Source organism: Kitasatospora sp. NPDC001132 (assembly GCF_053598415.1).
Genome location: NZ_JBSFKF010000029.1, coordinates 66,117 through 78,013, shown reverse-complemented (window position 1 = coordinate 78,013; position 11,897 = coordinate 66,117). Strand labels below are relative to the sequence as shown.

Here is an 11,897-nt window from a genome sequence, read left to right as displayed (position 1 = left end):
CGGGTCGGCCTACAGGTCCTCGTACGCCAGCCCCGCCCCGTCGCAGGCCGTGCGGCCGACCACCGTGGAGTCCGCCAGCGGCCGCTGCGCCAGGATCCCCCGGGCCCGGGCGGCGGCGAGGTTGGTCGCGTACCAGGGCCTCGACTCCCCTTCCAGCTCGTGTCCGATCAGCTGCAGCGCACAGCTCCGCTGCGGCTCGGGGAGGCGCTCCAGGGCGGGCACCGCGTCCGCCGAGAGCCGGCGGACGTTGCGCAGGTCGATGGCCGCGCCGTGCGGGTCGGTCCGCAGGGCCTGCTCGTACCGGGTGACGTTCTGCTCGGCGACGATCGCGTCCGGACCCATCAGGCCGTAGACCGCGACGGTGAGCATCCCGCTGAGGACGACGACGCGCGGCAGCCAGCCGGCGCGGCGGGTCAGCCCGGCGGCGATCAGCAGCAGGAAGACCACGCCCAGCCAGACCTCGACCACCAGCACCCAGAGCCGCAGCCGGGTGAGCCCGGAGGCGTCCACGTAGAACCACATCCGGCCGAGCGCCGAGGCGACCACGGCCAGCGCCAGCAGGCAGAGCAGCCCGAGGAGGATCCGCGCCAGCCGGTGGTCGGCGGCGGTGGTGCGCGGCGCCCAGCGCTTGGCGACCGCCACCACGACCAGCGTCAGCACGGTGATCACGCTCAGCTGCCAGAACCCCTGCCGGGCGTACTCGGAGCGGCTCATCCCGGTGTTGCTCAGCACGGCGTCCGCGCCGCCGAGCACCACCACGGCCTGGATCACCGCGAAGACGCCGAACATCAGGTTGAGCGCGACCAGCGGCAGCGCCCACTCCAGCCGGCGCCGCTCGCGGCCCGGCCGGATCACCGTGCGGTCCCAGCGGCGCGGGCCGGCGGCCATGTGCGCGAAACCCAGCGCGGTCGCCGTCCCGAGCACGAACAGCACGGCGCGCCCCGGGAGCCGGCCGAGGTCGAGGTCCGGGCTGAGGTTGCCCAGCAGGTCCGCCATGGCGGCGTCGGCGCTGGCGAACAGCAGGCCGAAGACGGTCAGCAGGACGGCGGCGACCGCGAGCGCCTTGAGCACCGGGACGATCCGGCCCCGGCCCGGCAGCAGGCGCCCCTGCACGCTGGTCAAGGCCCACCCCACGGCGGGCACCGGCTGCCAGAGGAGACCGGGCAGGGCGAACAGGACACCGGCCCAGCGACGGCCGCCGTGCAGGGCCAGTGAGGCCAGCGCGAGCGCGCCCCCGGCGGCCAGCAGCGCGGGCCAGTCGGCGTCCCACCGCGCGGGGACGACGAGCAGGGCGAGGGCGAGCAGGCTCCAGACGGCCGTCCAGGGCCGGATCCGACGGCCCGCCACCCGGGCGGCGAACCCGGCCCCGACGGCGGTGGCGGCACCGCAGACCAGCAGGTTCACACCCAGACCGTCGAACAGCAGCCAGGCCGTCAGCAGACCGGTGAGCAGGGCGGCCAGGACGACCCGGGGCGTGGCCCCTGCCCGGCGCTCGGGGTCACTGGCGCGCAGCCACGTGCCGACCGAGTGCGCCGACGTTCCGGGCACCGGCCCCCGCCCCGGCCTGCCCTGCGGGCCGGGGCCGACCGCGCGGTAGGGACCGTACGGGTCGTACGGGTCGTACGCACCGTACGGGTTGCGCGACGCGGTCGACCCCAGCACGTCGCTCGACCCCAGCACGTCGCTCGCACCCAGCACATCGGCCGCACCCGGCGCCCCGGTCGGCCCCGGCACGTCGCTCGCACCCGGCGCCCCGGAGGGGCCGGGAGAGTCGGGCGACCCGGCCGAACCGAGCGGCCCGGAGGAGTCGGGAACGCCGGAAGGGCCGGACGAATCGGGTGGCACAGGCGCGGAAGGGCCGGACATGAGTCCCCCTCAGTGATCGGCGGGCATGCGGAGGCCACCCCACGGGCGGTCCGCCGGCGGGCGCGTTCGGCGCCCCGGCCGCTGCCGACTGTAGACCATTCTGAACAAGTTCAAAAGTTGAGTCTGAACGCGTTCAGGACTGCCTCGCTCCCCTGGACTCCCCCGCTACCCCTTCACCGACCCGGCCAGCAGTCCCCGGACGAAGTACCGCTGGAGGCTGAAGAAGACGATCAGCGGCACGGTGATCGACAGGAACGCCCCGGCCGTGAGCAGCTCCCAGCGCCCGCCGAGCGAACCGGACAGCTGTGCCAGCCGCACCGTCATCGGCGCCACCTCCGGGGTGCCGCCCGCGAAGGTCAGCGCCACCAGAAGGTCGTTCCAGACCCACAGGAACTGGAAGATCGCGAACGAGGCCAGCGCCGGGGTGCACAGCGGCAGCACGATCGAACGGAAGATCTTGAAGTGCGAGGCGCCGTCCACCACCGCGGCCTCCATCAGGTCGCGCGGCAGCTGGGCGATGAAGTTGTGCAGCAGGAACACCGCCAGCGGCAGCGCGAACATGGTGTGCGCCAGCCAGACCGGCGCGTAGCTGCCCTTCAGGTCCACCGCCGGGATCAGCGTCAGCGGCCCCAGGTGCGCGCCGCCGGAGAACAGCCGCAGCAGCGGGATCAGCGCCATCTGGAGCGGCACCACCTGGAGCGCGAACACCGTGAAGAAGACCACGTCGCTCCCCCGGAACCGCACCCAGGCCAGCGCGTACGCCGCCATCGCCGCCAGCATCAGCGGGAAGACCGTCGCCGGGACGGCGATCGCCAGCGAGTTGGCCAGGAAGGGCATCAGGCCGGTGGAGACGCCGGGCCCGCCCTCGAACAGCACCGAGTGGTAGTTGTCGAGGCCGAGGTCCGGGTGGACGAGGGCGGTCCACCAGCCGCTGTCCGTCACGTCCTGCTTGGGCCGCAGCGAGGTCACCAGCAGGCCCAGCGTCGGGATCGTCCAGAGCACCGTCATCGCGATCACGAACACCGAGGCCAGCGGACTGCTGAAGGCCTTCCGCACCGACTGCGCCGGCCTCACCTCCCGCGGCGACTCCACCTCCCGCAACGGCTCCGCCGGCCGCGCCGGATCCGCCGCCCCCTCCCGGCCGTCCGTCCCGGTCACCGGACCTCACGCTCCTTCCGCAGCTGCACGATGTTGTAGGCCACCAGCGGCAGCACCGCGACGAAGAGCAGCACCGCGAGGGCACTGCCGCGACCGGAGTTGAACTGCACGAAGGACTGCGAGTACATCTCGTTCGCCAGCACCTGGGTGCCGAAGTTGCCGCCGGTCATGGTGCGGACGATGTCGAAGGCCTTCAGGGTGATGAGCAGGACGGTGGTCAGCACGACCAGCACCGTGCTGCGGATCATCGGCACGGTGACGTACCAGAACAGCCGTGCCCCGCTCGCGCCGTCCAGCCGGGCCGCCTCCACCACCTCCGCCGGGATCGCCTTGATCGCCGCCGACAGCACCACCATCGCGAAGCCGGTCTGCACCCAGACCATCACCGCCATCAGCAGGAAGGTGTTCAGCGGCTGCGAGAGCAACCAGTTCGGCGGATCGTTCCAGCCCACCGCGACGGCGAGCCGGCTGAGCAGGCCGATCTGCGGCTGGCCCGGCCCGCGCGACTCGTAGACGAACTTGAAGATGATCGACGCGCCGACCAACGAGATCGCCATCGGCATGAAGATCAGCGACTTGTAGACCGACTGGCCTCGCATCCGGTCCACCAGCAGCGCCAGCACCAGTCCCAGCCCGGTCGCCACCAGCGGTACGGCCACCAGCCAGAGCAGCGTGTTGACCAGCACCTTCTGCACCGAGTCGGAGGTGAAGGCCCAGCCGAAGTTCTCACCGCCGACGAACCGGGTGCCGTCGTCGTTCTGGAGGCTGAGGTAGACCGTGCGGACCAGCGGCACCACCAGGCCGACGGCCAGCAGCAGCACCGCCGGACCGAGGAACACCGCGACCGCCAGCGGACGGGCCAGCCGGCCCCGGGCCCGTCCGGCGACCAGGAAGACCACCAGCAGGATGCCGAGGAAGCCCGCGACGGCGCCGAAGGTGTTGCCGAACTTGATCGCCGCGTCGTTCCAGGAGCCGGCCGCCAGCCTGTCGACGAGCAGCCCCTCGGCGGCCGACCCGCCGACGGGCGAAGGGAACCCGGGCGAAGGGAGTCCGAGCGAATGGAAGCCGGGAGAAGGGAATCCGGGTACGGACATGGCTGCGCGTCCCTTCGGGCGTGGTGGGAAGGGCGGGCGGTGCGGGTGGGTGGTCCCGCACCGCCCTCGACAGGTGGTCCCGGGTGCGCCGGGAGCGGCCCCGGCACGTCGGCTACTGCGGCCAGGCGGCGTCGATGTCGGCGGCGGTCTTCTGGATCGACTGCCCCTCCGCGAACCAGGCGGTGAGCGACTTCCACTCCTGCCCGGCGCCCACGGCGGCCGGCATCAGGTCGGAGCCGTCGAAGCGGAAGGTCGCCGACGGGTCGGTCAGCGCCTCGGCCGACAGCTTGTCGATCGGGTCCGTGTAGAGGCTCTTGTCCACGCCCTGGTTGGCCGAGACCCAGCCGCTCGCGGTCTTCACCCGGCTGCTCGCCCAGTCCGAACTGGACAGGTAGTTCTGCACCGCCTGCACCTCGGGCCGGCCGGAGAAGGCCGCCAGGAACTCTCCGCCGCCCTCGACCGGGTTGGCGACCGACGGGTTCACCGCGGGCAGGCGGAAGGCGAAGACGTCCCCGTCCGGCCCGACCTTGGTGCCCTTGGGCCACTGCGCCTCGTAGAACGAGGCCTGCTGGAGCATCAGGCACTTGCCGCTCAGGATCGGCGTGCCCGCGTCCTGGAAGGTGGTGGTGGCGATCGACTTCACGTCGCCGAAGCCCGCGTTGACCCAGGCCGGGTTCTGCATCCAGTCGGCGACGGTCTTCATCGCGGTGGTGATCTTCTGGTCGGAGAACTTCACCTGGTGGCCGACCCACTGGTCGTACACCTCGCCGCCGTACGAGCCGAGCACCACCTCCTCCAGCCAGTCGGTGGCCGGCCAGCCGGTGGCCGTCCCGGAGGCGATGCCGCCGCACCACGGCCTGGCGCCACCCGCCTTGGCGATCCGGTCGCTGAGCGCCATCAGGTCGGCCCAGGTCTTGGGCACCTCGTAGCCGGCCGTCTTGAAGGCCTTCGGCGAGTACCAGACCAGGGACTTCATGTTGGCGCTCATCGGGGCCGCGTAGAAGGTGCCGTTGACCGAGCCGTAGGTCTTCCAGATCGGGCTCCACTTGTCCTGGTTGGCGACGGTCTGGGCGGGCGGCTTCACCACCTTGCCGCTCTTCACCATCTGCGCCAGCAGGCCCGGCTGCGGGATGATCGCGAAGTCCGGGGCGTTGCCGCCGGAGACCCGGACCGGCAGCTGGGACTCGAAGTCGTTCGAGCCCTCGTAGCTGATCTTGATCCCGGTGCACTTGCCGAACTCGGCCCAGGACTTCTCCAGGTTGTCCGACTCCGGACTGAGGATCGAGGCGAACACGGTCACGGTGGTGCCCGAGTGTCCGGCGTACGGCTGGTACTTGGCGCAGTCACCGGACAGCGACGCGGCCGACCCGCCTCCGCCGCCACCCGAACCGCCGGAGCTGTTGGAGCAGGCCGCGGTCAGCACCAGTGCCGCCACCAGAGCTGGTACGGCAGCCAGGCGACGGCGGTGACTCACATGCAGTGCGGTCGGATTGAGGGTCAATGCGGTTCTCCTCGCCAGGGCATGCTGCCGACGGTGGACTGAACGACATTGCGCTGTACCGGAGATGGGCCTGCGGGGAGCAGCGGGACGGGCGGCCGAACTGATCGAAGACGTTAACGCAGCCGTCGGCCCGCGCCAAGGTGCACGACCGCCCCCGACCGGAAACCCGAGCGGGGGCAGTCAGTATGACGCAACGTCAGAACAGCCGGATCGGCAGCTCCAGCAGACTGTTCACCACCAGCGAGGGGCTCGGACGCAGCTCGGCGTCCGGCACCGCGAGCGACAGCCCCGGGAAGCGCTCGAACAGCGCGGGCAGCGCGATCCCCGCCTCCAGCCGGGCCAGCGGGGAGCCGGGGCAGACGTGCGGGCCGTGGCCGAAGGACAGGTGGCGGATCGGGTCCCGGGTGATGTCGAAGACCTCGGCCGTCACCCCGTGCTGGAGCGGGTCGCGGCCGATCGCGTTGTACGAGACCAGCACCGGCTCGCCCGCCGGGATCACCACGTCACCGACCGGGATGGGCTCGGCGGCGAAGCGGAACAGGAAGTTGCTGGTCGGCGGCGTCCAGCGGAGCGACTCCTCCACCACCGCGTCCCAGGAGACCCGGCCCGAGCGGACCAGCTCCAGCTGGTCCGGGTGGGTCAGCAGGGCCCGCACCGCGTTGCCGATCAGGTTCACCGTGGTCTCGTGGCCGGCCGCGATGATCACCCGCAGGGTGGCCGCCGCCTCCGCGTCGGTCAGCGCCCCGCCCTCGGTGTCGGCCGCCAGCAGCACGCTCGCCAGGTCCTCGCCGGGAGCCGAACGACGCTGCGCCACCAGGTCGTTGACGAAGGCGTTCAGTCCGGCGACGGTCGCCTGGATGCCCTCCGGGTTCGGCTTGGTGCCGAAGAACCGCTCGTACAGGTCGCGCAGCAGGCCGTGGTCCGACTCCGGCACGCCCAGCAGCGAGCAGATCACCGTCATCGGCAGCGGGAAGGCGAAGGCCGTCTTGAGGTCCACCACGGGCTCACCCGCCGCCAGGGCGTCCAGCAGCGCGTGGGTGACCTCCTCGACGCGCGGGCGCATCAGCTCCACCCGGCGCGGGGTGAAGGCCTGGGCGACCAGCGCCCGCAGCCGGCGGTGCTCGGCGCCGTCGGTGGTCACCATGCTCGGGCCGGGCACCGCCAGGCCGATCAGCGGCCAGGTCTTCGGCACCTCCCCGCGCCGGTAGGCCGCCCAGTGCGCGGCGTCCTTCACCAGCCGGGCGTCCGTCAGCAGGTCGCGCGCGGCGGCATGCTGCGTCACCGCCCAGGCCCGGACCCCGCCGGGCAGCTCGACCGGCACCGCCGGGCCGGCGGCCCTCAGCAGCGCACCCTCGGCCGCGTTGTCGCGGGCCAGCGGGTCGAGGACGATTCGGGCCGGGGCAGCGGTCATCGACAACTCTCTTTCGAACGGCGGGTGTTGAATGATCAGGCCGGGTGGCCCGGGGTGAACGAGACCGGCAGCGCCACCAGCCCGCGCACCCAGGCCGACGGCCGCCACACCAGCGCGTGCTCGGCCACCGCCAGCCTCAGGTCCGGCAGCCGGTCGAGCAGCACCTCGATCGCGGTGGTGGCGATCACCTCGGCCGCCTCCTGGGCCGGGAAGGGACAGCCGTGCTCGCCGTACGAGTAGCTCATGTGCGCCCGGTTCCCCTCCGCCGGGCGGCCGTCCGCCTGCCGGACCGCCGGGTCGGCGTTGGCCCCGGCGATTCCGAGCAGGACCAGGTCCCCCTCGCCGATCCGCTGACCGCCCAGCTGGGTGTCCCTGACCGCCCAGCGGCCGGCGAAGATCTGGGTCGGGGTGTCCTCCCAGAGCGCCTCGTTCAGCGCCTGGCTGATGCTGCGCCGGCCGCCGGCCAGCGAGGCCGCGAACCGCTCGTCGGTGAGCATCAGCCGCAGCGCGTTGGAGATCCAGTACGAGCTCGGCTGGTGGCCGGCGATCAAGAGCACCCGCAGGTCGCGCATCACCTCGTCGTGGGTCAGCCCGGCCTCGTGCGCCAGCATCCGCGAGGCGATGTCGGCGCCCGGGTGCTCGGCCTTCTCCTCCACCAGCGCGAGCATCAGCTCCAGCAGCCGCTGGGCGCCGGCCGGCGCGTCCGGGCCGCCGTCCAGCATGGCCAGCAGCGCCGCGGTCAGCTGCGGTGCCTGCTCCTCGTCCAGGCCGAGCACCCGGCACAGCACCAGCAGCGGCATCCGGTGCGCGTACTCGGCGACCAGGTCGGCCTCGCCGCGCCCGGCGAACTCGTCGATCAGCCGGTCGGCGATCTCCTCGGCATGCTTGCGCAGCTCGTACGGGTCGGTCCCGGCCAGCGCGTCGGTGACCGCGCGCGAGCGCCGGACGTGCTCCTCGCCTTCGGCGTAGAGGATCGAGGGGACGGGCGCCATCATCGGCTTCAGCGGCCAGTCGGCGGGCAGCGTCGCCCAGGCGTGCCAACGGCTGGAGTCGCGGCCGAACAGCTGCGGCTGGCCGGTCACCTGCTGGAGCTCGCGGTAGCCGATCACCAGCCAGGCGGGCACCCCGCCGGCCAGCTCGACCGGGGCGACCGGGCCGTGCGCGGCACGCAGCTCGCGGTAGAGCTGGGACGGGTCGGTCTGGAAGCGCGGCCCGTACAGCGGCGTGGCGCCGGCGTGCGCCGGGCAGCCCGGGGGCGGGGTGGCGGCGGGCTCGGTCACGGGGTGCTCTCCTCGTAGATCGCGGTTCGGGACCCTGCCGGGGCGGGCTCTTCCCCTCCGGCGGCGACCGGGGCGGGCCCGTCGGCGGTGACCGGGGCGGCCCCGTCGGCCAGGCTCGCCGCGTCGGCCCCGGCCAGGGCGGCCAGGTGGTGGACCAGGGCGATCAGCACCCGCTTGCCGGACTCGCGGTCGCGCGCGTCGCAGTCCACCAGCGGCACCTCGGCCGGCAGGTCCAGCGCCTCGCGGACCTGCTCCAGGGTGTGACTCGGCTCGCCGAAGTTGTTGCGGGCCACGATGAACGGCGTGCCGTGGTGCTCCAGCCGGTCGATCGCGTACCAGGACTCCTCCAGCCGCCGGGTGTCCACCAGGACGACCGCGCCCAGGGCGCCGCTGAACAGCCGGTCCCAGAGGAACCAGAAGCGCTCCTGCCCGGGCGCGCCGAACAGGTAGAGCACCTGGCGCTCGGAGAGGGTGATCCGGCCGAAGTCGAAGGCGACCGTGGTGGAGCGCTTGCCCCAGGTGCCGGCCGGGTCGATGCCCTCGCCCGCCCTGGTCATCACCTCTTCGGTGTTCAGCGGACGGATCTCGCTGACCGACCCGACCAGGGTGGTCTTGCCCACCCCGAAGCCGCCGACCACGACGATCTTCAGCGCGTTGTCGGCGGTCGCCCGCAGCGGGGTGCGCGAGCCGGCGGGCCGCACGCCGTCCCCGGCGGTGGACCGGACGTCGGCATCGGACCGGCCGTCGGCATCGATCCGGACGTCATCAGCGGCCCGGACGTCAGAGCTGTTGGAGGCCATGCAGCACCTGCTTCAGCGTGTCGAGGTCGGGCAGCCGGGCCTTGTTCGGCGCGAACCGGGGGTGGCGGGCGGTGACGGCCCCGGACTCCAGCAGGTCGCCGAGCAGGATCTTCACCACCGAGACGGGCAGCGCCAGCTCCGCCGCCACCTCCACCACCGCGGTCGGGGCCTCGCACATCCGCAGGATCCGGGCGTGCTCCGACTGCATCCCAGGCGCCGGCTGCCGCTCGGCGACGATCAGGGTCACCAGGTCGAAGGCGTTCTCCGGAGCCCGGCTGCGTCCCCGGGTGATGGTGTAGAGGCGGTCGGGGTCGTCGTCGCGCCCCGGCAGCACCGGCCCCGCGGTCATATCGTCGCGCTCTCTCGCACGGCCTCGCCTTCCGTACTCCGGGCGGGCGCGCTGAGGTGGACCCCGATCTGCTCGATCAGGCCGTGCATGTTGTGGCCGACCACGCCGACGTCCGCCTCGTCGTCCGTGACCACCGCCAGGTGGGCGCCCTCGCCGGCCGCCACGATGCACAGGATGCCGCCGTGGAACTCGGTCATCGACTGCCGCACGCCGCCGCTGCCGTCACCGAACTCGATCGAGGCGCCGTGCGCCAGGCTCTGCAGGCCGGAGGCGATGGCGGCCAGCTGGTCGGCCTGGTCGGTGCTCAGTCCGGCGGTGTGGCAGAGCTTGAGGCCGTCGGCGGAGAGAACCAGGGCGTGCCGGGTGCCGGGGGTCGCCGCCAGCAGGTTCTCCAACAGCCAGTCGAGGTCGCGGTCGTCGGCACTGCTCATCAGGTGTCCTTCTCGGTGACGGGGGAAGCGTCGGGCATGGTGTCGGGGTCCGTGGTCGGAACCCCGGCAGGGGGCTGCTCGGCCCCCACGGGACGGGCGGCGGCCCGTCGGAACGCGCCGAACCGGGCGGCCGCAACCGCCGCGTCGGCTCCTGCGGGCTTCGCGGCCCGGTCCGCCGCGGGGGCGGCGGTGGCCAGCGTCTGCCCGCGACGGCGCTGCGGCAGGCCGCTGTCGGTCATCCGGGCGGGCGCGGCCGGCAGCGCGGGCGCGGTGGCGGTCTGCGCCTTGGGCAGCGGTTGTGCCCCGGTTCCAGCCCCGACGGGGGTCCGCTGCGCGGAGGGCACCGGAGGCAGGGAGGCGGGGGCGGTGCGCGCCGAGGTGAGCGCCGGGCGCGCGTTCTCCACGGACGGCGCCTGCGCCGGGACCGACGCCGGGGCGGCAGCCGGCGCCGGGTGGGTGACCAGCTGCTGCGGGATCAGCACCACCACCCCGGTGCCGCCACGCGCCGACGGCCGGAAGGAGATCTGCAGCCCGTGCTTGCGCGCCAGCACGCCGACCACCGCCAGCCCCAGCCGGGTCCCGGCGGAGAGCGTGGTGAGGTCCAGCGGCTCGGCGGAGACGGCCCGCTCGGCCCGGCGCAGCCAGCTGTCGCTCAGGCCCAGCCCGCTGTCCTCGACGGTGACCACCAGCCCGGCCGGCACCTCCTCGACGTAGACGTGCACCTCGGCCGGCGGGGCGGAGAAGTTGGTGGCGTTGTCCAGCAGTTCGGCCAACGCGTGCATCACGCCCTCGGCCGCGTACCCGGCGACCGCGGCGGTGCTGGCGTTGTGCAGCCGCACCCGCTGGTAGGCGCCGATCCGGCCGAGCGCACCGCGCAGCACCGACTCCACCGAGATCGGCTTGGCCCAGCGGCGCCCCGACCGGGCACCGGTGAGCACCGCGATGCTGTCGGCCATCCGGCCCGCCTGGGCGGTCGAGTGGTCCAGGCTCAGCAGGTCGCCGAGGACCTCCTCGTCATGCCGGTGCTGCATCTCGCGCAACTCGGCGTGCATGCTCGTGGCCAGCGCCTGGACCCGCCCGGCGGCGGTCGCGCAGACCGCGAGCGCGGCGGCCCGCAGCCGCTCGCCGCGGCCGATCTCCTCGCCGACGGCACGCAGCAGCACGTACTGGGGGTGCTTGCGGTGGACGGCCAGCGCACTGTCCACGGCCACGCCGGCCCGCAGCTTCGTCACCACCTCGGGCAGTACGCCGTCGACGATCCGGGCCAGCTCGGCACGCTCGGCCTCGGCCCTGGTCCGCTCCGCCTCCGCCCCGGCGCGCTCGGCGTCGAGTTCGGCCCGCAGCCGGGCCAGCTCGGCGTGCGCGGCGGTGACGTCCGCCTCCGCCCTGGCCTGCTCGGCACGGGCGGCGTCCCGCTCGGCGAGCGCGGCGGCGGCGTGGTCGGCGGCGGCCGTCTCGGCCTGCCGGGCCCTGCCCGCGGCGACCAGCGCGGCCCGGGTCTCCTCGTGCTGCGCGGCCAGTTCCTCGGTCAGCCCGTGGTTGCGCTCGACGCCGGTCGCCGCGAGCCCGACGGCGATCAGCCAGAGCACCGTGACGGCGACCACCGCGAGGGCGGTGAGCGGCTGGTGCGCGCCGAACGCCCGGGTGACGCCGACCGGCGCGGCGACCAGCGCCAGCAGCACGGCCACCGCGGTCAGGGCGACGGTGCGCGGCGCGGGCCGTCGGCGCGATCGGCCGTCGGGGCTGGTGGCTTCTCTCATCGGTGCGGTCCTCGGCAACGTCGGCGGGCGGCGGCGCGGGCAGCGGGTCGGCGACGGTCGCGGCCGCCGACAGCTGGTCGGGCGCGATACCGGACCGCCCGGCGACGCAGCGAATCGTCTTCGGGCATCTGATCGGTTCACGCTTTCGGCCGATCATATCGATTCAGACATAGGCCTCAAGCGGCCAGTTGACGGCCAGTCTCCCGCCATCACCCACCGGGCCCCTGCTGCTCGCCGCAGCCGCGAA

General features: G+C 73.5%; 10 protein-coding genes. All 10 read right to left on the bottom strand.

From position 1 onward, the window contains the following. Positions 1-9: 9 nt before the first annotated feature. Positions 10-1,698, bottom strand: a complete 1,689-nt coding sequence (locus ACWDBE_RS30000) for a DUF4153 domain-containing protein (RefSeq protein ID WP_449809577.1) — start codon at positions 1,696-1,698, stop codon at positions 10-12. A 333-nt stretch (positions 1,699-2,031) separates the two neighbouring features. Next, on the bottom strand, positions 2,032-3,024 hold the full coding sequence (locus tag ACWDBE_RS29995) for a carbohydrate ABC transporter permease (protein WP_449809576.1): 993 nt from the start codon (positions 3,022-3,024) through the stop codon (positions 2,032-2,034). Further along, the gene (locus ACWDBE_RS29990) at positions 3,021-4,118 is read right to left on the bottom strand and encodes a carbohydrate ABC transporter permease (RefSeq protein ID WP_449809575.1); all 1,098 of its coding nucleotides are present in this window, start codon (positions 4,116-4,118) and stop codon (positions 3,021-3,023) included. The genes ACWDBE_RS29995 and ACWDBE_RS29990 overlap by 4 nt, the downstream gene beginning before the upstream one ends. A 112-nt stretch (positions 4,119-4,230) precedes the next feature. Then, positions 4,231-5,619, bottom strand: coding sequence for an ABC transporter substrate-binding protein (locus tag ACWDBE_RS29985; protein WP_449809574.1), 1,389 nt, complete (start codon positions 5,617-5,619; stop codon positions 4,231-4,233). 196 nt (positions 5,620-5,815) lie between these two features. Then, positions 5,816-7,030 (bottom strand): cytochrome P450 family protein, encoded by a 1,215-nt coding sequence (locus ACWDBE_RS29980; protein WP_449791094.1) that lies wholly within the window; start codon positions 7,028-7,030, stop codon positions 5,816-5,818. A 35-nt stretch (positions 7,031-7,065) separates the two neighbouring features. Continuing rightward, the gene (locus ACWDBE_RS29975) at positions 7,066-8,310 is read right to left on the bottom strand and encodes a cytochrome P450 (RefSeq protein ID WP_449791093.1); all 1,245 of its coding nucleotides are present in this window, start codon (positions 8,308-8,310) and stop codon (positions 7,066-7,068) included. Further along, positions 8,307-9,110 (bottom strand): GTP-binding protein, encoded by an 804-nt coding sequence (locus tag ACWDBE_RS29970; RefSeq protein WP_449809573.1) that lies wholly within the window; start codon positions 9,108-9,110, stop codon positions 8,307-8,309. The genes ACWDBE_RS29975 and ACWDBE_RS29970 overlap by 4 nt, the downstream gene beginning before the upstream one ends. Continuing rightward, positions 9,091-9,459, bottom strand: coding sequence for a DUF742 domain-containing protein (locus ACWDBE_RS29965; RefSeq protein ID WP_392883665.1), 369 nt, complete (start codon positions 9,457-9,459; stop codon positions 9,091-9,093). The genes ACWDBE_RS29970 and ACWDBE_RS29965 overlap by 20 nt, the downstream gene beginning before the upstream one ends. Continuing rightward, positions 9,456-9,890 carry a roadblock/LC7 domain-containing protein gene (locus tag ACWDBE_RS29960; RefSeq protein ID WP_449791090.1) on the bottom strand — a complete coding sequence of 145 codons (435 nt, stop codon included), beginning with the start codon at positions 9,888-9,890 and terminating at the stop codon, positions 9,456-9,458. Before ACWDBE_RS29960 ends, ACWDBE_RS29965 begins: the two co-directional genes overlap by 4 nt. Continuing rightward, a complete protein-coding gene (locus ACWDBE_RS29955; protein WP_449809572.1) occupies positions 9,890-11,650 on the bottom strand; it encodes an ATP-binding protein in 1,761 nt (586 codons plus the stop codon). Before ACWDBE_RS29955 ends, ACWDBE_RS29960 begins: the two co-directional genes overlap by 1 nt. Positions 11,651-11,897 lie beyond the last annotated feature (247 nt).